This window comes from Rhodococcus sp. MALMAid1271 (assembly GCF_049195265.1).
In the GTDB taxonomy this organism is placed as follows: Bacteria; Actinomycetota; Actinomycetes; order Mycobacteriales; family Mycobacteriaceae; genus Rhodococcoides.
This window is the reverse complement of the sequence record NZ_JBMIRQ010000047.1, coordinates 51,482-74,399: the sequence shown is the minus strand read 5'-3', so window position 1 is coordinate 74,399 and position 22,918 is coordinate 51,482. Positions and strand designations below refer to the sequence as shown.

General features: G+C 63.1%; 24 protein-coding genes and 1 pseudogene. 11 read left to right on the top strand and 14 right to left on the bottom strand.

Annotation, left to right across the window (positions count from 1 at the left end; all coding sequences use genetic code 11):
• From ACOQFP_RS04130 to ACOQFP_RS04110, 5 genes and pseudogenes are all read left to right on the top strand, one after another.
• The coding region (locus ACOQFP_RS04130) for a hypothetical protein (protein WP_421583541.1) at nucleotides 1-289 on the top strand (289 nt) is incomplete at its 5' end.
• A 2-nt stretch (nucleotides 290-291) separates the two neighbouring features.
• A complete protein-coding gene (locus ACOQFP_RS04125) occupies nucleotides 292-1,359 on the top strand; it encodes a hypothetical protein (protein WP_421583540.1) in 1,068 nt (355 codons plus the stop codon).
• Between the two features lie 201 nt (nucleotides 1,360-1,560).
• Nucleotides 1,561-2,349, top strand: coding sequence for a hypothetical protein (locus ACOQFP_RS04120; RefSeq protein ID WP_421583539.1), 789 nt, complete (start codon nucleotides 1,561-1,563; stop codon nucleotides 2,347-2,349).
• Between the two features lie 12 nt (nucleotides 2,350-2,361).
• Nucleotides 2,362-2,898, top strand: a complete 537-nt coding sequence (locus ACOQFP_RS04115) for a sugar phosphate isomerase/epimerase family protein (RefSeq protein ID WP_421583545.1) — start codon at nucleotides 2,362-2,364, stop codon at nucleotides 2,896-2,898.
• A pseudogene (locus ACOQFP_RS04110) lies at nucleotides 2,817-2,999 on the top strand (glycerate kinase); the annotation flags it as partial. The gene ACOQFP_RS04115 and the pseudogene ACOQFP_RS04110, both read left to right, overlap by 82 nt.
• 214 nt (nucleotides 3,000-3,213) lie before the next feature.
• On the opposite strand, the gene ACOQFP_RS04105 reads toward ACOQFP_RS04110, so the two are convergent.
• The 9 genes from ACOQFP_RS04105 to ACOQFP_RS04065 all read right to left on the bottom strand — a co-directional run bounded on the left by ACOQFP_RS04105 (nucleotide 3,214) and on the right by ACOQFP_RS04065 (nucleotide 12,527).
• Complete coding sequence (locus ACOQFP_RS04105; protein WP_421583538.1) at nucleotides 3,214-4,032, bottom strand: hypothetical protein; 819 nt, start codon at nucleotides 4,030-4,032, stop codon at nucleotides 3,214-3,216.
• 126 nt (nucleotides 4,033-4,158) lie between these two features.
• Entirely contained in the window at nucleotides 4,159-4,551 is a 393-nt protein-coding gene (locus ACOQFP_RS04100) for a tautomerase family protein (protein WP_421583537.1), read from the bottom strand.
• A gap of 682 nt (nucleotides 4,552-5,233) precedes the next feature.
• Nucleotides 5,234-5,815, bottom strand: coding sequence for an AAA family ATPase (locus ACOQFP_RS04095; protein ID WP_421583544.1), 582 nt, complete (start codon nucleotides 5,813-5,815; stop codon nucleotides 5,234-5,236).
• Between the two features lie 27 nt (nucleotides 5,816-5,842).
• Nucleotides 5,843-6,196: a TA system antitoxin ParD family protein gene (locus tag ACOQFP_RS04090; RefSeq protein ID WP_206492710.1), complete on the bottom strand. Its 354-nt coding sequence runs from the start codon at nucleotides 6,194-6,196 to the stop codon at nucleotides 5,843-5,845.
• A gap of 82 nt (nucleotides 6,197-6,278) precedes the next feature.
• The gene (locus ACOQFP_RS04085; RefSeq protein ID WP_421583536.1) at nucleotides 6,279-7,904 is read right to left on the bottom strand and encodes a long-chain fatty acid--CoA ligase; all 1,626 of its coding nucleotides are present in this window, start codon (nucleotides 7,902-7,904) and stop codon (nucleotides 6,279-6,281) included.
• Nucleotides 7,905-8,067: 163 nt separating this feature from the next.
• Nucleotides 8,068-9,129 carry an alpha/beta fold hydrolase gene (locus tag ACOQFP_RS04080; RefSeq protein ID WP_421583535.1) on the bottom strand — a complete coding sequence of 354 codons (1,062 nt, stop codon included), beginning with the start codon at nucleotides 9,127-9,129 and terminating at the stop codon, nucleotides 8,068-8,070.
• A 71-nt stretch (nucleotides 9,130-9,200) separates the two neighbouring features.
• A complete protein-coding gene (locus ACOQFP_RS04075; RefSeq protein WP_421583534.1) occupies nucleotides 9,201-10,085 on the bottom strand; it encodes a hypothetical protein in 885 nt (294 codons plus the stop codon).
• A gap of 71 nt (nucleotides 10,086-10,156) precedes the next feature.
• Nucleotides 10,157-11,512, bottom strand: coding sequence for an FGGY-family carbohydrate kinase (locus ACOQFP_RS04070; RefSeq protein ID WP_421583533.1), 1,356 nt, complete (start codon nucleotides 11,510-11,512; stop codon nucleotides 10,157-10,159).
• Between the two features lie 10 nt (nucleotides 11,513-11,522).
• The gene (locus ACOQFP_RS04065; RefSeq protein WP_421583532.1) at nucleotides 11,523-12,527 is read right to left on the bottom strand and encodes a LacI family DNA-binding transcriptional regulator; all 1,005 of its coding nucleotides are present in this window, start codon (nucleotides 12,525-12,527) and stop codon (nucleotides 11,523-11,525) included.
• A gap of 102 nt (nucleotides 12,528-12,629) precedes the next feature.
• Here ACOQFP_RS04065 and ACOQFP_RS04060 point away from each other — a divergent pair, with 102 nt between their 5' ends.
• The gene (locus tag ACOQFP_RS04060) at nucleotides 12,630-13,184 is read left to right on the top strand and encodes an AAA family ATPase (RefSeq protein WP_421583531.1); all 555 of its coding nucleotides are present in this window, start codon (nucleotides 12,630-12,632) and stop codon (nucleotides 13,182-13,184) included.
• On the opposite strand, the gene ACOQFP_RS04055 is transcribed toward ACOQFP_RS04060, so the two are convergent.
• Both ACOQFP_RS04055 and ACOQFP_RS04050 read right to left on the bottom strand, forming a co-directional pair.
• Complete coding sequence (locus tag ACOQFP_RS04055; protein ID WP_421583530.1) at nucleotides 13,169-14,176, bottom strand: LacI family DNA-binding transcriptional regulator; 1,008 nt, start codon at nucleotides 14,174-14,176, stop codon at nucleotides 13,169-13,171. The two genes, ACOQFP_RS04060 and ACOQFP_RS04055, sit on opposite strands and share 16 nt — an antisense overlap.
• Nucleotides 14,177-14,207: 31 nt before the next feature.
• Entirely contained in the window at nucleotides 14,208-14,933 is a 726-nt protein-coding gene (locus ACOQFP_RS04050; protein ID WP_421583529.1) for an SDR family oxidoreductase, read from the bottom strand.
• Nucleotides 14,934-15,340: 407 nt separating this feature from the next.
• On the opposite strand from ACOQFP_RS04050, the gene ACOQFP_RS04045 reads away from it, so the two are divergent.
• From ACOQFP_RS04045 to ACOQFP_RS04035, 3 genes are read left to right on the top strand one after another with little or no spacing between them, the layout of a single operon-like run.
• The gene (locus tag ACOQFP_RS04045) at nucleotides 15,341-16,120 is read left to right on the top strand and encodes an ATP-binding cassette domain-containing protein (protein WP_421583528.1); all 780 of its coding nucleotides are present in this window, start codon (nucleotides 15,341-15,343) and stop codon (nucleotides 16,118-16,120) included.
• A complete protein-coding gene (locus tag ACOQFP_RS04040; RefSeq protein WP_206492700.1) occupies nucleotides 16,117-17,214 on the top strand; it encodes an ABC transporter permease in 1,098 nt (365 codons plus the stop codon). Before ACOQFP_RS04045 ends, ACOQFP_RS04040 begins: the two co-directional genes overlap by 4 nt.
• Before the next feature lie 51 nt (nucleotides 17,215-17,265).
• Entirely contained in the window at nucleotides 17,266-18,237 is a 972-nt protein-coding gene (locus ACOQFP_RS04035; protein ID WP_421583527.1) for an ABC transporter substrate-binding protein, read from the top strand.
• A gap of 138 nt (nucleotides 18,238-18,375) precedes the next feature.
• On the opposite strand, the gene ACOQFP_RS04030 is transcribed toward ACOQFP_RS04035, so the two are convergent.
• Nucleotides 18,376-19,167: an acyl-CoA thioesterase gene (locus ACOQFP_RS04030; protein ID WP_421583526.1), complete on the bottom strand. Its 792-nt coding sequence runs from the start codon at nucleotides 19,165-19,167 to the stop codon at nucleotides 18,376-18,378.
• A 79-nt stretch (nucleotides 19,168-19,246) separates the two neighbouring features.
• Entirely contained in the window at nucleotides 19,247-20,296 is a 1,050-nt protein-coding gene (locus ACOQFP_RS04025; RefSeq protein WP_421583525.1) for an SDR family oxidoreductase, read from the bottom strand.
• A gap of 163 nt (nucleotides 20,297-20,459) precedes the next feature.
• Here ACOQFP_RS04025 and ACOQFP_RS04020 point away from each other — a divergent pair, with 163 nt between their 5' ends.
• Entirely contained in the window at nucleotides 20,460-20,702 is a 243-nt protein-coding gene (locus ACOQFP_RS04020; RefSeq protein ID WP_374222428.1) for an ArsR/SmtB family transcription factor, read from the top strand.
• Here the strand turns inward: ACOQFP_RS04020 and ACOQFP_RS04015 are convergent.
• Nucleotides 20,686-22,167: an SAM-dependent methyltransferase gene (locus ACOQFP_RS04015; RefSeq protein WP_421583524.1), complete on the bottom strand. Its 1,482-nt coding sequence runs from the start codon at nucleotides 22,165-22,167 to the stop codon at nucleotides 20,686-20,688. The two genes, ACOQFP_RS04020 and ACOQFP_RS04015, sit on opposite strands and share 17 nt — an antisense overlap.
• 115 nt (nucleotides 22,168-22,282) lie before the next feature.
• On the opposite strand from ACOQFP_RS04015, the gene ACOQFP_RS04010 reads away from it, so the two are divergent.
• A complete protein-coding gene (locus ACOQFP_RS04010) occupies nucleotides 22,283-22,786 on the top strand; it encodes a hypothetical protein (protein ID WP_341244243.1) in 504 nt (167 codons plus the stop codon).
• Nucleotides 22,787-22,918: the final 132 nt, after the last annotated feature.

The following is a 22,918-nucleotide window of genomic DNA, read 5'->3' as shown; positions in this document are numbered from 1 at the left end:
ACACATGACCCTGTACGTCGACGTCGCGGTGCTACGCGATTCCGCGGACGCAATGATGAAAATTGCCGACGACTTCGACACCGCAGCGTCGTCGATCCCCGACGCCGCCGATACCGGTATCGGAGCGCCGGCGCTGGCCGGGATACTGGCGCTGTTCACCGGTCGCGGCAGCGAACTGCAGACAGCATTGGCGTCGTATTCGGTCGCACTCGATGAGTGCGCCTCCGAATACGAGACCCAGGACGCCGCCACAGCCGACGAAGTCAACGCTGCGCTCTGGGAGAAGTGAAAGTGCCCATCGACACGAAGGTCGACGGCAGCGTGGCCTCTGTGCGGGCCGTGGCCGGGTGGCTTCGCAACAGCTTCGCCGATGGCCTGCGCACCTCCATCGACACGCTTGATACCACCAGAAATCGAACAGACGCCGGATGGGATGGCCCGGCATCAGAGGCCTTCTCCGTGCAGGCACTTACCACCACTGCGTGTGCCTCTGACTTGGCCACTGCCGCAGCAGATTACGCCGCCAAGGTCGACGCCTTCGCTGCGGCACTACAGGCATTGCACGACGGTATGCGGGATGTGCGGTCAAACGCCTCTACTGCCGGGCTGACTGTCCAGGACGACATCATCCTCGATCCGTCTGACGACGAGCTACACAACCTCTATATCGTGCTGGCAGGTCAGGCAGCCGAACTACGCGAATATGAAACAGCAGCAGGCGAAACTCTCAAAACCGACTACTTGTCTGCGTCAGCCAAAACGTTCTTCTACGGTGGTTCAATACTTGTCGGAGTAGCCCAAGGGCTGGCGGAAGTCGACGGCTGGTTGATGGGTAAAAACTCGAAGTTCCACCTGGATGAGGCGCTGAAGTGGGCCGACCTTGCCCGCAATGCACCTGACGGATCACCCAGAGCGTTGGTTTATCGCGACTTCGACGCATCGACGATGGCGCGAAATCTCGGCGATGACCTGGCAAAATCTGTAGCCGAACTGGAGGCCAAGACAAAGTCTTGGGGCCTGCGAGGAGGTGGGGCGCTCGCCGGACTGAGCATCGCCTACGACATCTACGAGGGAAAACCCGTCGATCAGGCGGTGATCGCAGGCGGCCTGGGGTTTGGTGCCTCTGTCGCGGCAGGCGCGCTCATTGGAACCTTGGTTCCGGTCCCTTTCGTGGGGACCGTGCTAGGCGCAGCGGGGGGTGCCGCAGTCGGCATCTTTACCTCGGGAATGGTCGACAGCCTATGGGTAAATGGAACGGACCAGGTAGGTACTGCAGCTTTGGAGGGCTGGGGTGCTGTAGTTGACACCAAGAATGCGATTTCCGACCTCACGACAGGAGTGTGGGATGCACTCTTCTGAACCTTCGATCCACTGGACGTCGCAGCATGTGGCCCAGGACGTCATCGGCCTTCTTCGACAGTCGCTTCTTCGACGTCGACCCGGTCGTCCTGACCCGATGGATCTGGCTATACCTCCACCATCTCGAACTCCGAGGTTTACTCGGATCCGGCACCTCCGCCGAGCGCCTCGTGAACCTGCTGCCACAAGGATAGGGACCGGATGAATACGTTCGACGCACCGACCAGTGGAGCAGAAGAATATGTCCACGACAACCGAATCGACCTGAAATTCATTGCAGGCGTGTTATTTCTGGAATTCTTTGCCTTCGCGTTCGTGTACGGCGCATCGGGACCAGAAGGTTCTAGTCCGGACATCGGAGGGATCCTTTTCGGTGTTGTACTAGGCCTGATCCCGGCCATGCGATTCATCCATCGTGCGGGGCGTCGCACTGGATTCGGCGTCCGTCGAACAGCAGCTGCGTCAACGGTCCGATACACGCACGGGGTACTCAGGTTGAGTATGCTTTTGGTGCTACTCGTAGCAATTGCACTCATAATGTTCGGCATTTCGACCGGCGAAGCGGGCGGGCTGATCATTTTTTCGCTATTTTCTATCCCGTTCCTTGTCGCGTGGGCCGCACTTATCCGCAGTGCGAGGGGACGGCCCCGCATCGAACTGACACTCGACGGGATCGTTCAGCAGGGCCTCGGCTTCAAGAAAAGCATTCCGTGGAATTCGGTGGCGTCGGTTCTGCTGCAGCCGACATGGCCGCCCGCAATCGGAGTGATGGTGCCGTGGGGCGAACCGTTCGAGCACACCAAGACCTGCAAGTTGAGGTTGGACGAACAGCCGGGCCTCTTCTCAGGCGCATTCATCGACTGCCGATTCTTCGACGTCCATCCCGTCGTCCTCACCCAATGGATCCGCTTTTACCTCGAATATCCAACGCTCAGGCAGGAACTCGGAACAGAGGCCGCCACAGACCGCCTCGCGAACCTGCTGCCATGATGGGGTAGCGTCGTGAGTATTGCAACGTACGACCGCGATAACCCTTACGCAGCACTGTCTCTCAACACCATTACGATGAATTCCTGGACGCTGAAGCAAGCCGTCGAGGGTGCCGCACGAGCCGGGTTGGGTGCGGTGGCCCCGTGGCGGGATCGAATCCAGGAGGCCGGCGTCAGCGAGTCGGCCAAGCTGATCTCCAACGCCGGTCTGCGGGTGTCGAGCGTGTGCCGCGGCGGGTTCCTCACGGCGATCGATGACGATGGTCTCGACGACAACTTTCGGGCTTTCGATGAAGCCGCCGAACTCGGCGCGCCCGAGCTCGTGATGGTCATGGGCGGCATGCCCGATCGCGACCTCGTCGGAGCCCGGGTCCGAGTGGAGGAGAGGTTGGCTCGGCTCGTTCCGTACGCACTCGAGCGTGCTCGCCGACGCCGGCTTGTCGGCCGACCCGTCCACGCCGGGAACCGGTGCTGCGGGCGGAGTCGGATTTGGGCTGTGCGCGCTGGGGGGCTCGTGTATCCGGCGGGGCGGAACGGGTGTCGGTGCTGACAGAGCTGTCGGCTGCTGTTTCTGATTCCGACCTCGTGGTGACGGGTGAGGGCGTGTTCGATCGCACGTCGCTGACGGGCAAAATCGTCGGACATGTCGTCCAAATATGTTTGGACGCTTCGGTTCCGGTGGTAGTGGTCGCCGGTGTGGTGAACTTCGGATGTCGAGGTGCGGACCGTGTCGTTGACGGATCTTTCCGGCAGCGTGGAGGCGGCCGTGGCGGATCCGCGACGATGGTTGAGGGAAGCTGGACGGCGTCTGGCGGACGAGATGTTGTGAAGTCCGGCAGCTCCGCGAAGAACTACCCGGTGATGATCATCTGTTGGCGGCGCCGGTTTGGTAGTAAGGCAGTGACTTCATCGCATCCAGGACGGCGGGTCGAAATGGTTGCGGCACTATGTATTTGTCGTCGCAGACCAGCCACCCGTCGGCGATGAATTGATCAAGCATGCCGCGGAGTATCAGTGCCTCGATGTGTTCGTAAAGATCCCCGGAGCCGGCGGGGCCGACTGCAGGGAGCCGCGTCCGCGGAGTGTCCGTCATTGCGGCGAGAACGATCTGTCCGGCGACGACATCGACAGCTGGGGATGGACGGAGGGGATCCTCGGTGAAGAAGTGACGACGGATGATGTGCGAGAGGGCCGTTCGGTGAGCGGTCAAGGAACCGGGAAGTGAGTGGGCGAACTCGTGGGCATGCGGACCGGGAATCGCAGTGGTGGAGGTCAGCTCGATCAATCCTGCTGCCTTCGCCGCATCCCACAGTGTCATCAAACCGGGGATCTCGAGCATCGATCTCGACCTCAGCGCACGCCGATCCAGCTTCACGTCGACGGCTTTCGCCAGCTCGCGAACCGACCCTGGCCGCGGAACACCTCTGCCGGTGATCGGTCGTGACGTATCGAGCCAGCCGAGGAGCGAACGAAGCTGCCCAATCGGCTTCGATGCCGTCAGCGCTGCGATCTCGTCGTCGGCGTCTGGTGGTGCGAGCTCGATGTCGTGGGGCGTCATCCTTACGACCGGGGACTCCACTGCCGGCTCGACGACGTCGGCGAAGTCCCAGGTGTTTCGAGATCCCCGGCGACCGAACAGTGGAATCACTTTTGCGAGGTTGCTGTCGGTTCGGTCAGGAGGCACGAGCACATCATAGGAAAGGTGTAGGTGCGGTGACGGACCTGGATCTTTCCAGCGAACGAGGTCGGCCGGCAGCCGACCTCGTTCGGTTTGTGTCGCGGCCACGCTCGGTCGGTCGGCGCAGCGGGGCTAGAGCTGGCCTTCCAAGAACTGGGCGACCCCGTGCCCGAAGGACCAGTCAGCGGGGGTGTTCTCGGACACCGCGATGATCAGATCATCGCCCGAAAGCCCGGTCTGCTCCTTCAACCGCTCGGCGAGTGTCGAGTACAGGGCCTTCTTGTTGTCCTCGTCCCGGCCCTGCTGGGTGATCTGAATCATGACGAGGTCGTCGGTGCGGGTGTAGCCGAGGCCGGTGTCCTCGGCGATCAGGTTGCCGGGCTTGTGCTCGGTGATGATCTGGTAGCGGTCCCGCGCTGGGGCATCGAAGGTCTCACGCATGACGTCCTGGACGATGTCGGCGAGCTTCTTCACCTCGTCCGGAGTACGACGGTTCTCGATGATGTCGATTCGCACGAGTGGCATGGTCTTTCCTGTCCTTCACATTCGGTGGTGGAGCTCGTTCGGTTTCCCACTCGGTTCGTGCGCCCACAAGAGCGTGTCATTCGATTGGTAGACGGCTCATACCCTCGCTCGAATTTCGACAAACCGAATGTCCGACCTCGGCACCTGAGGCGCTGACCACACCTGACGCTCAGCCGGTCACCCTCGAAAGCGGCCACTTGGGGCTGTTCGGCACCACGATGTAGTGAGACGGAACAACTGCACGTAGATCACGGCAGCCTTCACGCTGCCACTCGCGCTGCGCGATCACTGTCCAATAGCAGTGACATGGTGACGGTGGATGCACGGCGGACCCGAGTATCTGAGGCCAAGTCATCAAGTCGAGATCCTGGATCCGACCACGCGCGCGTCGGGGGCGAACGCACTCAGTTGGAGGCCGTCGGAATCGGTGAACCTCAGCTGCGCGCAGGAGTGCGGTCGTTCTTCTTGGATGATCACGCGCATCTCGGTCGGCCAGGCCGAGCTGGCCGGTGGCGTCGATGACTCGGCACCGTCGCGGACGTGAATTCGGACCTCCGAAGGTCGAATTCCTCCAGCTCAGAGCGCCATTGTTCTACTTCGACGTGCAGCATCGATCTACCGATGTAAAACCCAAGGTCAACGGGCGGAACTGTTGTGTCGCCCTGACGGCTGGTGTCGGCAGCTATCGACGCAGGGCCGGCGGCATCCAACTCGGCCACTCGGCCCGTCCTAGGAGTAACCCGCGATCGAACCGGGCGACAGTGCGGAATGGGCGTCGTGCCGATGAATTGTCGTACACCTGAGCGCGATCAACCGTCTCGATGGCAGTGCGAAGGAGAGGCCACAGCCTGTCGTACCGTTCGCGAATCTTCGCCTCTGGAACCGAATGTCCACCGTGATCGACTCGGTTGTGCACTCGGGCCACTGCCGTTTCGACGGGAACTGCGATGATGTGCAGCGTCACCAAATAGCCTGCACCGACCGCGGACTGAACTAGTTCGAGCTTGGACTCGTGCGAGAAGACAGTTTCGGTGACAAAAGATGCTCTTGCCGAGAGATATTGGACGCGCATCTCGGCAGCGGCCCGGGACGCGTCGTAAGCATGAGCCGACTCTTCGCCGGGCCATCGAGCGTTCGCGATCTCATCGGCGTTGACGAACGGAAGATGCATGACAGGCGATAGAACGCGTGCGTTGAATGTGCTTTTGCCTGCACCGTTGGGTCCAGCGAGTAGGTGTAGAACCGGGTCCGAGTCCGTTGTGATCACGATGGGCTGTCTCGGGAGGGAGATTTACCTGGGCTCGCTCCACCGGACGTTGCCGTCCAGGTCCGATTCGACGTACGAGCGACCTTCTGCAGTGAACTCACGCTCGAAGTCGAGCGATTCCGTCGCCGATTCGATCTGTTCGGTCCACTCCGCGCGGACGACTGCCTGCTTGTACGGCGCGAGGTCGTCATAGCGTGCTTTACCTGCAAGAACATCGGCAATGTCGCGTGCCGAGACGCGATGTGAAAGCTCCATCTCTCGACCGATCAGCGCCCAATGTGCGATCTGCTGCGATGCACTTCGGCTCGACGATGATCCGGCCACTTTCGCAGCGTCATACAGGTCATCGTCGATACGGAGAGATGAGGTGGTGCCCATGGTGGTGTCCTATCGCCGCAGCAGTACCGCCAGTGTAGCAATCTGCCACACACCCGGGGGCCGTCGCCGACGGAGGTGCCAGTCAGACCAGTTCGATGACCTCCAACGCCCCGTCGGCGTGGGAACTCCGTAGTCGCTTCTTGTCGTACTTCCCGACGCTCGTTTTCGGTACTTCGTCGATGAACGTCCAGCGTTCGGGCAACTGCCAATGCGCGACGCGACTGTCGAGGAACTCCTTGAGTTCCTCGGCCGTCACCGAGGCTCCCTCGCGGACGACGACAGCCACCAACGGCCGTTCGTCCCACTTCGGATCGGGCACACCGATCACTGCGGCTTCGCGCACCGCCGGATGCCCCATCACCTGGTTCTCGAGTTCGACCGAGGAGATCCATTCGCCGCCGGACTTGATGATGTCCTTCGATCGATCGGTCAGCCGGAGGTAGCCGCCTTCGGAGATGGTGCCCACGTCACCGGTCCGTAGCCAGCCGTCGTCGAACTTGTCGTCCGCGTCGGCGCGGTAGTAGCTGCCGGTGATCCACGGGCCACGCACCTCGAGTTCACCGACGGAGGTGCCGTCCCACGGCAACACGGTGCCGGCGTCATCGACCAGTCGCGCTCGTACCCCGGCGACGAATCTGCCCTGTGTGCAACGCAAGTCGAACTCGTCCTCGGGGGACATGCCCGCGTCGGGCTTTCCGGAGGTACCCAGAGGGGATGTCTCGGTCATGCCCCAGGCCTGCGAGATGTGGACGCCGTACTTGTCGTGGAATGCCCGCAGCAGACTCGGTGGGCAGGCCGCACCGCCGACCACCACGTCACGCAGACTCGACAGATCCGCCGGATGCTCGTCGAGGTGAGCGAGCAGAGCCTGCCAGATCGTCGGGACAGCGGCCGCGGCCGTCGGATGCAACGTCGACATCATCTCCGCCAACGGGTCGGGCTGCAGAAACCTGTCCGGCATGATCAGCGACGCACCGACCATCAGCGCCGAATAGGGCAGACCCCACGACATTGCGTGGAACATCGGCACGATGGCCAGCACCGTGTCGGACTGTGCAAGTGCCATCGCATCGGTCATGCACCCCTGCATCGAATGCAGATAGATCGAGCGATGCGAGTACACGACCCCCTTGGGATCTCCGGTGGTGCCGGAGGTGTAACACATTGCGGCAGCGGATCGTTCGTCGAGCTCAGGCCAATCGAAGTCCTCCGGCCGTCCGGCCAGCAGGTCCTCGTAGCCCAGCACCTCGATACCGTCGGGTGCATCCACCTGTGCCGGGTCCACGCCGACGACCACGAGGTGCCGCACGGTCTCGAACGTCGGCAGCAGTGGCGTGAGCAAGGGGATCAGGCTCGCGTCGGCGATGATCACCTGATCCTCGGCATGATTGACGATGTAGGTGAGCTGCTCGGGAAACAGTCGAATGTTCAGCGTGTGCAGCACTGCGCCCATCGCGGGAATCGCCATGTAGGCCTCCATGTGCGGGGCGTTGTTCCACATGAACGTGCCGACGCGCTGATCGTCGTCGATGCCGATCGATCGCAGGCCGTGTGCCAGTTGCGCTGCCCGCCTGCCCAAATCCCCGAACGTGACCGTGGTGGGGCCACTGTCCGTCCAGGTGGTGACCTCGGCCGAGGAATGGATGGACGTCCCGAATCGAACCAGCTGGCCGATGGACAGTGGGATGTCCTGCATGGTGCTCTTCATCGATCGCGCTCCTGAAGTCTCCGCCGCGCACCTCGCTGTGCCGCGCGTCACATCATTCACACTACGGACTTCCGGGGAGGCGGGTGCGTAACTTGGCGACCGTGGCCAACCCGCCGGACGCCGAAACCCGCGCGTGATCCTGGCGATCACCGACGACTGACGATCAGGTGACTGCCCATGACGCGTCGACGGCAGAGATGATCTCGCCCCAGATCTCGGACGAGGGATCTACGACGGCGAAATGGCCACCCGGCCCCTCGACCGAGGTGACCGAATCGCCTCCGGCCGACGCGGCGGCGTAGTAGGCCCGGCTGATCTCGACCAGATTGGGGTCGTCGTCGACAGCGCTGACCACCAGCTGCGGGACTCCGAGTGGAAGCCTCGAGATCGGCGACGACGCCTCGTACGTATCGCGTGCGTCAGCAAATCGGGCACCGATCGCATTCGATACGGCACCTTCGCCGAGCCACCGCTCGTCGCCGACCCGCAGATCGAGAACGCCGGCGAGACTGACGGCAAGGGCAGGTGCTACCGATGTCCCGACGGAATCGGCGGCCAGTCGCAGTGCCAACTGGCCGCCCGCCGAGTGGCCCATCAGGACGATTCGAGACAGGTCCAGTGAGTCGGGTGCAGTCTTCAACGCAGCAAGCGCTGCCGCGACATCGCCGGTCATCGTGTCCCAGCCGTGCTCGTCGGGTCGACGGTATTCCACGTTCCAGGTGGCGTATCCGCGCTGGGTCAGGTCGACGGCCATCGCGTCCATCAGATCGAACTCCCACCGCGAACGCCAGTACCCGCCGTGGATGAGCATCGCGACAGGGAAGGGGCCGTCGCCCTCGGGCAACCGCAGCTCGACGCGTTGCTCGGGGTGATTTCCATACTTCAGCCTCGTTCCGGGATGGAAGCGGTGGAAGTACGCGCTGTCGATGGCAAACCGCAGACCGTCGAGACCACGGCCGCGAATGTGAGCGCGGATGCCCGGTGATCTGTCCGGTGTGCACTGGCCCAGATCGACCCGAACCACACTGCTGTACGAAGGCACGTCGATCGGGATCCCGTCACCGGGGACGACGATCGCCTCGTCGGAACCCGCTGCGGCGTCGACGATTCCGCCCGTCAGTCCTCGGGCCGACAGCGCCCTCGCGACCACTTCCTGCGCCGTCGCGAGATCGGCGAACACGCCGGGAGCGGCAACGATATCGAGGTGCGTCGAGGGGTGAGTCATGGCTTCACGCTACCCAGAACGGCGTCGACCGAGCCCGAGAATGGGTGTCCGGGCTCGGTCGAAGGACGATGTCAGTTGTCGACGGCCTCGTTCAGCTCACGCAGCCGGGGCAGGGCGCGGTTGGTCAGTAGGTCTTCACGGGTCTCGGCGGAGACGGCCATGCTGTCCTTCCACAGTGATCGGCCTGCCATCGCTCCGCGTGCACCGTTGGCGACGGCGATGCGGACCTGCTCGATGAACGTCTCGTGATCGACGCCCGCCGACAGCACGGCCCACGGAACACCCTGTGCCGCTTCGGTAACGGCTGCGCAGGCCTCGGCAGAGCCGGGGTAGGGGAGCTTGAGTACCTTGGCTCCGCATTCGACGGAGATGCGGGTGGAATCGGCGATGATCTTGCCGAAGCCGGCCTTGTAGTCCTCCTCCGATTCGTCCTCGAGCTTGTAGGTCAGGATTTCGACGATGAGCAGCAGGCCCTCGGCGGCGCAGGCTTTGACGAGATCGCGGATCTCCTCGGCGACGCGGGAATCGAGGCCCTGCTTCTCGGGGCGCATGTAGAAGAGCATCTTGGCGACATCGCCGCCGAGATCACGCACTACGCGTGGGGTGACGCCGTCGACGAAGCGGGTGTAGCGCAGACCATCGGTCTCCTCGAAGCCGGAGGCGTCCATGCCGACGACCAGGGCCGTGTTGCGTGAGAGCACACCGTCGTCGACGATCTTCGGCAGTGCCACCTCCGGGTCCAGCAGGATGGCCGGGGCGTGATTGCCGAGGTAGCGAACCAGATCGGCCTTGGCCTCGGCGAGTTGCTCGACGGTGATCGAGCCCGGTCCGTCGGTCGCGTCCTTCATGACCGCTTTCATCCCGTTGCGCTGATCACCGGCGACGATGAGCATGTTGCCGTCGGCGGTGGAGATGGCGGCCATTCCGCGACGTTCGAGGGTGGTGAGTTCGTTCATTGTTCTCTCCTGGTGATGGGTTGGGGTCGAGAGCGAGTGGGACAACGTTGTCTCACTGCAGAGATGTGGGCTCAGATTTCTATGAGCGTGAGTAGTCGCGCTGCGAACAGTGCTGCGCCGTACGCGGTGTCCTGGGAGCGAGTCGAGACCGAGACGTCCGGCAGGACCTGCGCGCGGGCGTCTCGCACGCTTGTCATGCCCGCCCAGCCTCCGGTCAGCAACGTGGTCGTGGCCGGTGGCACCTCGGCGTCGAGCGCCGCGACGAGTCGCGCCACTTCATCGTTGCCGTGCAACAGAATCGAACGAAACAGCTCCGCCGAATCGATTCCGTCGGTGCGGATCGTGATGGACAGAACCCCGTCGTCGTTGCGGGCACCGGCCACGTCGATGCCGCCGTCGGTGAACGGGCCGCCGGCAGGCAATGCGCGCACCCGCTCGTCCAGAAGGTCGCGCCCGGCTCGATCGCTGATGTCGCACAGTTGCAACGCCCGTCGCATCAGCAATCCGGTCTTGACTCCCGCCACGAGCACATGCTGCCCTGGCACCACGTGTCGGACCGAGTTGATGAAATGCTCGGCCAGCCTGCTGCGCGCAGCGGGAGTCAGTGGAGCCTCGAGCACTCGCAGCAGCACCTCGGCGGTTCCCATCGACACGTGATATCGGTCGTGGGGGATTGCCCCACCCGATACCGCGGAGACCAGATGGTCGTGACCGGCCACGGTCAACCGTGCCCCCGCGATTGCGTCGGGTACGGCTGGCCCGGTCGCGAATCCCAGATCGGTACCGGCGTCGGCCAGGGGTGGGAGGAACTCGGCCCCGACGCCCAAGTGCGTCAACATTTCCGTCCACGGCTCGCCGGTGTCCTGATCGAGCAGCCCGGTTCGGGAACTGAGCGAATAGTCCGCCACCGCGCGGCCGCCGAGGGACAACACGACGAACTCGGGCAGATTGAACCAACGCAGCCCGGCCAGGTTCAGGCCGTTGTCGCGAAGGTGCGCGATCTTGACCACCGATACCTGAACGCCGACCGGAAGGCCCGTCTTTCCGGCGAACCGGTCACGGAGATCCTGGGGTAGGGCGTCGACCTGTTGCTGTCCTCGGGGATCGAACCACGCGAACGCAGGTGCTCGGACAACGTTGTCTTCATCGAGAAGGAAGCCCGTCTCACCCATTCCCGATACTGCGATCGCATCGATGCGTGACGCACCGTCACCGGTCACCTCCGGTAGTCGACGTGCGACGGCATCGAGCAAATGCCCGACGGTGGACAGCAGATCCTCGGCGGCGAGGTCGGTGGTTCCGCCCGGGCCGTGGTGCCATGGGGTTGGACTCTGTTCGATGAGCAGTTCGGTGCCGTCCTCGTCCGTGACGAGGATTTTGACGCCGGTGCTCCCGAGGTCCAGTCCCGCAACAAGTCTGGGGTTCACGGAGTTGGTCTCATTTCTGTACGGGTAGGGGAAGTGCATGCGAGAGTCTCTCCACCAGCGTGGTGGGTGTGATCTGTTGCTCCGGCTCGAGGTATGGATCGTCGAAACGCTGCACCAGACGATCGAACGCCACGGTGCCGATGCGATACGGATCCTGGTCGATGCAAGTCACCGATGGGCTGACGGCGTCGGCGAGCGAGAAGTTGCCGAACGAGACCATCGCCACGTCGGTGCGGTCGATTTCGTGCAGCACCGACACCACGGCCGTGGCATGTCGGGCATTGGCGACGAAGAAGGCGGTCGGTGGGTTGCGCAGTGCCAGAAGCTTCTTCACGACAGGTCGCACCGAGTCTGCGGCATGGGACACCGGGGGAGCGAGAGCAGCCTCGGGCTCGTGGCCGAGGTCGGTGAGGACGTCGAGATATGCCTGACGGCGCAACTGGGCGGTCTGTAGTCGATCATCGAAGCCGAGCAACGCAATTCGGGTGTGTCCGCTCGAGACCAACTTCTCGACAGCGCGCTGTGCGGCACCGTAATCGTCCACGATGACCGAATCGAATCCCTCGATCGAGCGGTCGATGGTCACCGTGGGCAGCGTCCGACGACGAGGGACGAGGAAGTCGCTGTGGTCGCCGACAGGCGCGAGAATGATGCCCCGCACGTGTTGGCCGGCCAGTAGCGCCAGCTGGTCACGTTCGCGCTGGGCGTCGAAACCGGTGCTGCCCACGATGACGGCCAGACCGTGTTCGAGAGCCCTGTCCTCGACGGCACTGACCAGTGATGCGAAGAAGACGTCGTCGATCGAGTCGACGATGATCCCGATGGTGTTGCCCGATCCTGATTTCAGCGAGCGCGCAGCCGAATTGGGGACGTAGTTGAGGGTCTGCACCGCGGCCTCGACGCGTTCGCGCAGTTCGGGCAGGACAGTGTCCACGCCGTTGACGACGCGTGAGACGGTCTTGAAGCTGACGCCCGCCAAGGCGGCGACGTCTTTGATGCTTGCGCGCTCGGTCACGTGAACTCTCGATCGGAGGAAGTGTGCCCGCTGTACTGCCACTGCGAGACAACGTTGTCTTGTATGATTGCCGCTATGCCTCGTGTCTGTCAAGACGTTTCTGTGATCGATCGGGATCAACTGCCGGTTCTTGTCGTCGCGGGTGCTGCGGGAAGCGGAAAGACCACCCTGGGGCGCGAGCTGGCGCGCAGCTTCGGCGTCCCCTTGCTCGATCTCGATACCCTCACCAATCCGCTTCTGGATGAACTGGATTCGATCACGGGCGGACCGCATTGGAACAGTGCCGGCCCGCATTCGGAACGAATCAGAGTCGGCCGTTACGCGGTGCTGCTCGCCGCCGCGCGCGACCTCGTGGAGATCGGTCAGCGGCCCGTCCTCATTGCACCGTTCACTCGCGAACTGGCTGCGGGTGCCGAATGGGATCGGCTGGTTTCGAGCGTGGCCCCGGCCGCAACGATGGTGGTGCACGTCGATGGCTCACCCGAACTGTTGGCCCGCCGACGTGCAGCGCGCGGAGCGGCGCGGGATGCTCGACGGCCGATGGATGCCCCGGCGGAGAAGCCGCTCGTTCCCCACCTACGGGTAGATGCCGAGCTGTCGACTCTGCTGCAGGTCGACCTGGTCGGTCAGGCTCTCCAGGATCAGTCTCGGCGGTGATCGGTTCCAGGAGTGCAGGATCGACGTTCGATGAGCTCGACGCCGAGGATGTTGCGACGCTTGTAGCGTTTGCCGGGGTTCTCGATTCGGCCCAGCAGCCGCTCGATGGCCAACCGGCCCAGCCGAGCGGGATTCTGATCGATCACCGTCACCGGGGGCATCACTGCGTCGGCAAGCGGAAAGTCGCCGAACCCTACGAAAGCCAAGTGCAGTAGCTCCATCTGCTGCAGCACGGGCACGCACGCCATGGCCACGCGTGCATTGGAGAGAAACAACGCAGTCGGTGGATCGTCGAGCGCGGTCAGCGCGGTCAGAGCACGGCGCGCATCGTCGCGGTCGAGAACGCCGAGCGCAATGAGGGAATCGTCGAACTCGATTCCCCTCGCCTGCAACGACTCTCGATACCCCACCAAGCGATTGCGGCTGGTAGGAATATTGACACTGTCGCCGATGACAGCGATGCGAGTGTGTCCCAGTCGAAGCAGATGATCGGTCGCCAACACGGCCCCGCCGTGATCGTCGTCGACGAAGCTGTCGGCTTTGAGTCCGTCGGGAGCTCGGTCCACGAAGACCGTGGGGGTCTTGTCTATCCACCGTTCCAAATAGCCGTGATCGGCACCCGTCGGCGCGATGATCAGACCGCTCAACTGCTTGCGTAGCAGTGACTCCACCAGCGCCTGTTCCTGATCGCCGTCGTGGCCGAGGCTGGTGACGAGAACCGCCATGTCGTTGCCGCGGGCCCGTTCTTCGATCGCCCGGGCGATGGAGGAGAAGAATGGATCGTCGATGTCGGGCACGGCGACACCGATGGCCGCCGCCTGCCCGTTGCGGAACGACGTCGCCATCGTGTTCGGCACGTAGTTGAGTGACTCGAGTGCCTTGCTGACGCGCGCACGAGTATCGGGGTCGACATGCGGGTCGTTGTTGTACACCCGCGAGACGGTCTTGGCGCTCACCTTCGCCAGCGCTGCGACATCTTGCATAGTGGTCATGATCTACCCCCGTTCGGTCGTACTCGTTCGGTCAGCGACTGGTGTATCCGCCGTCGACCGGCAACGACACCCCGGTCACCATGGAAGCATCATCGCTCAACAAGAAGGCAATCGGCGCGGCAATCTCGTCCTCGGTAGCCCATCGGCCCAGCGGCATCTGCGCCAGGAACGGCTCTTCGATCTCGGGGCGACCCCAATAGAACGCAGACATCTCGGTCATGACGACCGTCGGATTGACGCCGTTGACGCGAATGCCGTGGGGGCCGAGTTCGAGGGCCGAGACGCGAGTGATGTTGTCCAGTGCCGCTTTCGAGGAACCGTAGGAGACATGACCGGTCAACGCGACGAGACTGGCCTGACTCGACACGTTCACGATCGCACCGGCACCGGTAGCGATCATGGCCGGCGCGGTGTACTTGATGACCAGCAGGGCACCGCGCGCGTTGATCGAGATGACCTTGTCGAAGATCGAGATGTCGGTGTCCTGAGGGGTGGCGATCTCGCCGCCGAAACCGGCGCAGTTGACCACTCCGTACAGCTCGAGGCCCGCGACGGCCTCGCGCACACTGTCCTCGGAGGTCAGATCGAATGCCAGGGGAGTCGCGCCGGTCTCGGCGGCCAGTTGATCCAGTGCGTCGACCGACTGACCCGCGGCGACGACGTCTGCGCCATCGTGCACCAGTCGCCGAACGGTTGCCGAGCCGATGCCGCCACTGGCGCCCGTCACCAAGATCTTGCGACCGTCGAACTTCGCCATGAGGTCTACCTTCACTGTTTCCGAGTGGTCATGTCATCGATGTCATCGGTCCTCTTCGGCATTCGTATGTCATCGGTGTCATGGACGGTACCGCAGCTTCGATCTCCCGGCACGGAAATCGGCCAGTTCGGTCGTTGTGGCTGTTCAGGGGCATCGCCGGATGGTCGGATTCAGCCTTCCGGCTGCGGCGGCGAGGTGGTGGAGCGAGGACGCCATGTCACCGGTGACATGAATTTTCGCGAAACACGTGACAATGCGAGTCGTGTGGGTCACACTCGTTAACACAGCGAGCGCCACAGGAGCTCGACCTGCCGCGCAAACCCGGTTCCCGGACCGTGCTGAACCGGCATCGGCGGGGGACATCCTTCCCCACCTGAAGACTTTTCACATTCGACCGAGGAGTATCCATGGCCACCGTTGCACCTGCTGCGACACCGATCCTCGAAGCGAGAGGATTGGCGAGGAGCTTCGGAAACGTGCGCGCCCTCGACGATGCCGACTTCGACATCTACCCGGGCGAGGTCGTCGCCCTCATCGGCGACAACGGCGCGGGTAAGTCGACGATGGTCAAGGCGCTCTCGGGTAGCCTCGCCGTCGACACCGGCGAGATCCTGTTCGACGGCAAAGCAGTCGATCTCGACAGTCCCACGGTGGCAGCAGAACTCGGCATCGAGACGGTGTTCCAGGATCTCGCACTCGCTCCGCACCTCAATGCTCAGCAGAACATGTTCCTCGGCCGCGAACTGCCGGCGAAAGGCCTGCTGGGGCATCTCGGATTTCTCGACGTGGCGACCATGCGCAAGCAGTCCCAGGACGCACTCGACGAACTCGGTGCGACGGTTCGCAGCCTCACCGTCCCGGTCGGAGCCATGTCGGGTGGTCAGCAGCAGGCCATCGCGATCGCCCGCGCGGTGGCCTGGGCCAAAGGCGTTGTGTTCCTGGACGAACCGACGGCGGCCCTGGGAGTGGTGCAGACCCGCAACGTTCTCGACACCATCCGCAGAGTCGCCGACCGCGGCGTGGCAGTGGTCTTCATCAGTCACTCGATGCCGCATGTCATCGAGGTCGCCGACCGCGTCCAGGTGCTGCGGATGGGCAAACGCGTCGCCACGCTCGATGCCAAGAACACGACCATGGAAGAACTCGTCGGTGCGATGACCGGCGCAACCACCGGAGCCACACGATGAGCAATCAGACGATCACCCCATCGCTCGAACCATTGCCTCCCGGCAACAAGCCGTCCCGACACACGTTCGACCTCGTCGAGTCGCTCGGAAAGTTGGCCCGGGTCCAGGTCTTTCAGATCGTGCTGGTGCTGGCGGCCATCTGCCTGGTGTTCTCGATCATGGCGCCCGGCAGCTTCCCCGAGTGGGGAAACATTCGCCAGATCATCCAGAACGTCTCCATCCTGGCCGTCCTCGGAATCGGCATGACCTTCGTCATCGTCACCAGCGGCATCGATCTTTCCGTCGGATCGGTCCTCGTGTTCTCCGGTGTCGTCTCGGCCAAGACGATGGCCGCGATCGGCGGCGACGGATGGGGAGTGGCCGCCATCGGAATCGTGGTGGCGCTGTTCTGCGGCCTGTGCTGGGGATTGCTCAACGGGTTTCTGATCGGCAAGGCCAACGTGCCACCGTTGATCGTCACCCTCGGCACGCTCGGCGGCGCGCTCGGCCTGTCGCAGGTCATCACCGGTGGCGTCGATATCCGAGATGTACCACCGGTTCTGGTCGACACGATCGGCTACGGGAACTTCCCGGCCACCACCGTTCCGTTGATTTCGAGCATCGCGTTGGTGCTCGTGGTGATCTTCGGAATCGTGCTGCACCGCACCAAATTCGGCCTCTACACGTTCGCCGTCGGATCCAAGGAGCAGTCTGCTCGCCGGGTCGGCATCAAAGTCGACATGCACCTGGTCAAGGTCTATGCGCTCTCGGGCACTCTCGCCGGACTGGCAGGCATTCTGTCGCTGTCTCAGTACGGCACCACTGCGATCGCTGGACAGTCGCAGACCAACCTCAATGTCATCGCGGCCGTGGTCATCGGCGGAACGAGCCTCTTCGGTGGTATCGGAACCATGTTCGGAACCGTCGTCGGCTTGTTCATCCCGGCGGTCCTGCAGAACGGTTTCGTCATCGTCGGGGTTCAGCCCTTCTGGCAGCAGGTCGCCGTCGGCGCGGTGCTGATTGCCGCGGTCTACTTCGATCAGCGTCGCCGCGACGCAGCGAGCCGAGGTCAGTCGCCCAACTCGCTCAAGAAGCTCTGGTCCCGAGGGACCTAGTTCACCTCGTTTCGATCTTCCTTCCTTCAACCACCGACAAGAAAGTCGACCATGATCACATCACGCACCGCCGTCGTTGCACTGAGTGTCGCTTCGGCGTCCGCCATGTTCCTGGCGGGTTGCTCGTCCAATTCCGGAAGCGGTGACGGCAGCGGCAAGCTCGCATTCATCCAGGGCGTCAGCGGCGACGAGTTCTACATCAGCATGCAGTGCGGAATCGAGGCGGCCGCCGAGGCCGCCGGCGTCACCGTCGACACGCAGGGACCGGTCAAGTTCGATCCCACGCTGCAGAAGCCGATTGTCGATTCCGTCGTGGCATCGCGGCCATCGGCGATCCTGATCGCACCCACCGACGTCGCGGCGATGCAGGCACCGCTCGCTGCTGCAGCGAACGCGGGCATCAAAGTCGTTCTCGTCGACACCACGATCGAAGACCCGTCCATCGCGGTCTCGGCCATCTCGTCCGACAACAAGGGTGGCGGTGCCGAGGCATTCAATGCCATCGCGCAGCTCAACCCGTCCGGCGGCAAGGTACTCGTCATCTCCACCGACCCCGGTATCTCCACGGCCGACGCCCGAGTGGCCGGATTCGAGGAGGCAGTCGAGGCCAACTCCGCCTTCGACTACCTGGGCGTGCAGTACAGCCACAACGACCCGGCCGAAGCCGCGCGTCTGGTCTCGGCAGCACTGGCGAAAGACCCCGATATCGTCGGTATCTTCGCCGCGAACACCTTCGCCGCCGAGGGCACCGCAACCGGCGTCCGGCAGGCAGGTAAGCAGGACCAGGTCAAGATCGTCGGATTCGACGCCGGTCCGGCTCAGGTCAAGCAGCTCCGCGAAGGAACCGTGCAGGCGTTGATAGCCCAGCAACCCGACACCATCGGCACCGACGGCGTCGAGCAGGCCATGGCCGCGATCGACGACAAGCCGGTCACTGCAGACATCTCCACCGGATTCCATGTCATCACCGCCGAGAACATCGACGGTGACGGTGCGCAGTACGTCTACAAGTCGTCCTGCTGACCTCTGGTCCCTCGAACTGCGGTGGTGCTCCTGGTGGCAGCTGATGCCCGGGAGCGCCACCGCTCACCAGTCAGGCTCGAACCATCCGACCCGAGGAACCTCTCGTAACCGCCTGCCGGAGCAGGCAGTGGGAGTCGGTCAACCCTTGTAGTACACCACCTGGTGGCTCGTGGCCAACAATGTTCCAGTGTCGGTCCACAGTTCGGCCGTCTGATCGAAGTAGCCCCGATGGAACCGGCGTGCGCGTGCAGTACCGAGGATGTACCCGTCGGAGTGGTTGTCGAGATCCTCCGGTGTTGCGAAGTAGTGGGTCGTCAGCGAGATGGTGCCGGCCGGCACATAGCGACCGAGCCGCTGAAAGACCCTGGGGTAGAACACATCGCTGAGTGATGTCAGTGCCGCGAAGTCCAGCGGACGAGGCGGAGTGTCACGTATCCAGAGAGTCTCGGTCGAGTCCGGCGACTCCTGGTCGACGAGAGCGCCTGCCACGAAACGCATCTCGTAGTTCTGTGCCCAGGCAATCGCGTCGGGGAGACCGCCTCGGGGAGTGTCGGAGGGGGAGGGGACTGTCGGTGCCGGTGCCTCGGTGTCGTCCCACGTCTCGCGCCTCGTCCCGAACACCGCGGTAGCCGAGGTGGTGACGGCCCCGTTCTGGACGAGCTCGAGGTACCAGTGCTGATTGCTTCGGTTGGTACGCACCGGACGTGCCACGATCTCGAACTCGCCCTCGGCGACGGGACCGGCGAAGTTGACCGTCAGCGAGACCGGCGAACCGAGGCACTCGGGATGCAGCTCGATGGCACGAACGAACGTCGCGGCGGTGAGACCACCGAACGGGCCGACCATATTGTTGTACGGTGCCGACGTCCTACCGCGGTAGGTGCCGTTGCCGACGGTGTCGAGTGCCACTGCTGTGTCGAACGGATGCATTGGTTCTCCCGTGGGTGTCGATCGGCGTTCGTGCCGACTCAAACTATCCGGCTACTCGGCTCGGGGCGCAGGTGGCTCCTCACGGAATAATGCGCTGCTGCCGTAGCTCGGCGACGATGCCCGCGAACATCGCCTCGGTGTCGACGAACCGATGAAAGCCCATGCGACGGGCCTTGGATCCGTCCGCTATGACGTCGTAGTCCCACGCGAACACGAAATCTCCGAAGGCCCAGGACGATACGTCGGAATACGGAATTTTCTGCAGTCCGTTCTCTGTGACGATCGAATCCCACAGCGGTTCCTTGTCGGCCATGACCTCGGCCAAGGACATCGGTAGCGGAGTTGCGGTGTCGAGGTCGAAGAGACCAGCGATGCGCGGCCACATCTCGCTCCAGCGAAACAGATCGCCGTTGGTGATGTTGAACGCCTGGTTGGCGCAGGCCGGCGTGGTGGCCGCCCATACCGTTGCCTCCGCCAGTAGCGATGCATCTGTCATCTCGAGCAGAGCGTCGAAGGCACCGGGCTTGCCCGGGAACCGCATGGGTACGTTCAGCTTCGTGCACATGGTGGCGTACACGGCGATGACGGTGGCCAGATTCATCGGATTTCCCAGCGCGACACCGCACACCACCGACGGCCGGATGGCCGACCACGTCCATCGCTTACCGACTTGGTGCGTCTCGAGAAACTGCTGCTGATCGACGTTGAACTCGGGTGGCATGTGAGGCGGATCGGATTCGCGCGCGGGGGTTTTGAAGGGCCCCAGGTGCGCCCCGTACACCTTGTAGCCCTGCATCAGACTCACGTGTTCGAGATTCGGCGAACTCTTCTCGATGGCTGTGACCACGTTGACGAGCATCGCGAGATTGGGGGCAACGAGTTCGGCCCAGGTCGTCCTCTCCTGATAGGCGGCGTAGAAGATATGAGTGACGTCGGTCAACCCGGACAGCCGACGGTGGGTCTGGTCGGCGTCGAGCAGGTCCACCGCGATGTGCCGGACGCGTCCGCCGTCGATTCCACCGCGGCGTGAGAGTCCGACAATGTCCCAACCTCCTGTGTGCTGCAGATGATCGACCAGATTGCCGCCGATCACTCCGTTGGCTCCCACTACCACTGCTACGCCCGTCATAGCCCGCTCCTATCTGGATATCGCGATATTGCGATTCTTAAAGTAAACCATAGATCGGGATATTGCGATATTGGTGTACGGTTGACCGGTGGCTGACGAACTGGACCCCGCAGAGCTGACCGCAGTGTTCGGTGCGCTCAGCAACCCCGCGCGATTGGCGATCATGCGGTGGCTCAAGGATCCCAGCGATTTCCCGCCCCAGCTCGAACCCGCGGAGGACGTGGGAGTGTGCCTCAAACACATTCAGTCGAGGGCGGGTGTCTCCCAATCCACCGCCTCCCAGTACATGGCCGTGCTGCAACGCGCACAGCTGGTGACAAGCACCAAGATCGGCCCCTGGGTGCACTACAAACGCAACGACGAATTCCTCGACCGGGTGGCAGAAACGATCAAGACCGACTTGTGAAGCGGTCGATCGCTTGATCGACCGCGTCGATGGAAGAGTTCGCAGCCAGTGCCCGCTCGCGCAGAGTTCGCCGGTCGCTCGCGCGGGCGATGGCGCTCAGGTCGATGCGTTGCAGTAGCTTCTTCGTCACCGGCCGTTTGCTGTCCCAGAATGCCAGTGCGGCAATGAGATCGGTGGACTCCTGTCCCGTCAGTAGCGCATAGGCGACTGCGCAGGCCGTAGCGTCCTCGAACGGCAGGAGGTAGGTAGTGTCGTCGAACACCGCAGGTTTGCCGTGGTACGGGCCTACCATTCTGAACTGCGGAACCTTGTGGAATCCGGAGATTGCTATCTTGTACGGCGCAAACGTGTACGGCCCGACGCCGAAGATGCAGAACCGAGCGCGATTTCGGTAGATCGACGACTTTCGACCATCGAGTGCGATCGCGTTGTCGGTCAGATACTTCCACAGCTTCGGCGCGCTGTCCGCCAACTGCGCGGTGTCGTCACCGGTGTGCGATTGCGGCACGATCATCCACCGCGACACCATGCTGAGCTTGTCGCGATAGACATCGGTGCATTTGAACAGCGGATACAGATAGTCGGCTTCGATGTCCACACCGGTTCCCAGTTTGGTTCGTGGGCCGTTGTTTTCGGTCAGTTCCATGACGGCAGAGGCGTCGTGCTTGATGCCCTGACGCCATATCAGAGGGCTTGGGCCGTCGAAGTGCTTGCTTCGCTCGTAAGCGGCGACATTCGCGACGAGTTGCCCGTCCACCACTCCGATTCTGCTGTCCGGTTGTGACGCATCGATGCTCGGAAATGCCTGCGCCGTGTAGTCGGTCTTGCCCGGCCCGAGTTCCACGCTGAACCAGCATGCATCGACTCCCGCGGCGAACCACTTCTTCGCATCGATCATTCGTAGGCTCGAACCGGTTACCGGAAGCTGCCGTCGAGCGCAGTACAACAGAATGTTTCGAGCCACCTGGGTCTTGCAGATCATCGCAATGGTCACCGGCCGGTCGCTGAACTCGGTGAGAAGTTTGACCCAGATGTATTCTGCGATATCGAAATTCGAGCTGCCGGTGATCGCGTCGATACCACGGACGTTGTCGGTGTTTGCGCGAGCTGGTCTGTTGCTCGAGCCCAGGACGGAGAGCTGAGAGTTGGTCACCCACGGTGGGTTGCCGACGACGAGCATCGGGCCCGGCTCCGACGTCCACGCGATATCGCGAGCCAGATCGAAATCGAAGATCGAGGCGGTGACCACCCTGCCGAATGTCGATGCGGCCGCCGCGTACTCGGGCTGGACTTCGATTCCGACGCGTTCGGCACCGGGGTGCTGTTCGCCGATGACCGACAGGAAGTTCCCGACGCCGCACGTGGGTTCGAGGACGCGAGCCCACCGTCGTCGAGGCAATGCGCTCACCAACGCGCGCGCCAACTCGATCGGGGTCTGGAAGTCCCCGAACTCGTTGTTGGGCATCGGTGCCTCCGGCAGTGGTGCGGACAGGTGCCGTCCGTGGCACCGGAGCATAGCCTGGGGCGCGGCTCCCAGGCGCGGCACCACACCGCCGCCGCAGGCGCTAACGTAGAGGTCGATGAAGCGTTCTCGTGTAGCCCTGGTCCTGTCGACTCTGGTGTTCATCGGTGCCCTGACCTGGCTCGCCGTCACAGCGGGGGACCACGTGCCCGCACACTTCGACGGATCCGGTCAGGTCGACCGCACGGAGTCGAAACAATCCTTCCTGCTCACGATGGGCGGCATCGGATTCGCGCTGGTGGGACTATTCGCGAGCACAGCGTGGTGGTTTCCCAAGATTCCGGCGTCCATGGTTAATCTGCCGAGTCGGACCGTGCACGAGTACTGGACTGCTGCGGAGAATCGACCCGAACTGAACCGGAAGATGGCCGAGGACCTCGAGTGGATCGGCGCGGGAACGGCATTGCTGCTCGCCTGGATCACCGGCGTTGCGGGTGCGACGACAGGGGACTCGGTCAGCGTCTGGGCACTTGCCGTACCCACGGGGCTGTACATGCTGGCCATACTGGGATACGTGGTGTACATCGTCAAAGGTGGCCGGTACCGCGTTCCGAAGGATTGACTCAGGCGAAGAGTTGAATCAGGGAGTGCCTGCAGCACAATGAATTTCGCGTTGTTAGCGATTGCGACGAATGTCGCGCAAGATTCATACCATTCGTTTTGCTAATCGTGCTGGGTGTGGCCGTCAGGCGAC

Coding starts and splice junctions, on each gene's coding strand:
- ACOQFP_RS04080 (WP_421583535.1), bottom strand. CDS start 9,129: ATGACTCACCCCTCGACGCACCTCGATATCGTTGCCGCTCCCGGCGTG.
- ACOQFP_RS04035 (WP_421583527.1), top strand. CDS start 17,266: ATGATCACATCACGCACCGCCGTCGTTGCACTGAGTGTCGCTTCGGCG.
- ACOQFP_RS04040 (WP_206492700.1), top strand. CDS start 16,117: ATGAGCAATCAGACGATCACCCCATCGCTCGAACCATTGCCTCCCGGC.
- ACOQFP_RS04015 (WP_421583524.1), bottom strand. CDS start 22,167: ATGCCCAACAACGAGTTCGGGGACTTCCAGACCCCGATCGAGTTGGCG.
- ACOQFP_RS04055 (WP_421583530.1), bottom strand. CDS start 14,176: ATGACCACTATGCAAGATGTCGCAGCGCTGGCGAAGGTGAGCGCCAAG.
- ACOQFP_RS04075 (WP_421583534.1), bottom strand. CDS start 10,085: ATGAACGAACTCACCACCCTCGAACGTCGCGGAATGGCCGCCATCTCC.
- ACOQFP_RS04045 (WP_421583528.1), top strand. CDS start 15,341: ATGGCCACCGTTGCACCTGCTGCGACACCGATCCTCGAAGCGAGAGGA.
- ACOQFP_RS04085 (WP_421583536.1), bottom strand. CDS start 7,904: ATGAAGAGCACCATGCAGGACATCCCACTGTCCATCGGCCAGCTGGTT.
- ACOQFP_RS04025 (WP_421583525.1), bottom strand. CDS start 20,296: ATGACGGGCGTAGCAGTGGTAGTGGGAGCCAACGGAGTGATCGGCGGC.
- ACOQFP_RS04020 (WP_374222428.1), top strand. CDS start 20,460: ATGCGGTGGCTCAAGGATCCCAGCGATTTCCCGCCCCAGCTCGAACCC.
- ACOQFP_RS04050 (WP_421583529.1), bottom strand. CDS start 14,933: ATGGCGAAGTTCGACGGTCGCAAGATCTTGGTGACGGGCGCCAGTGGC.
- ACOQFP_RS04120 (WP_421583539.1), top strand. CDS start 1,561: ATGAATACGTTCGACGCACCGACCAGTGGAGCAGAAGAATATGTCCAC.
- ACOQFP_RS04090 (WP_206492710.1), bottom strand. CDS start 6,196: ATGGGCACCACCTCATCTCTCCGTATCGACGATGACCTGTATGACGCT.
- ACOQFP_RS04010 (WP_341244243.1), top strand. CDS start 22,283: ATGAAGCGTTCTCGTGTAGCCCTGGTCCTGTCGACTCTGGTGTTCATC.
- ACOQFP_RS04100 (WP_421583537.1), bottom strand. CDS start 4,551: ATGCCACTCGTGCGAATCGACATCATCGAGAACCGTCGTACTCCGGAC.
- ACOQFP_RS04030 (WP_421583526.1), bottom strand. CDS start 19,167: ATGCATCCGTTCGACACAGCAGTGGCACTCGACACCGTCGGCAACGGC.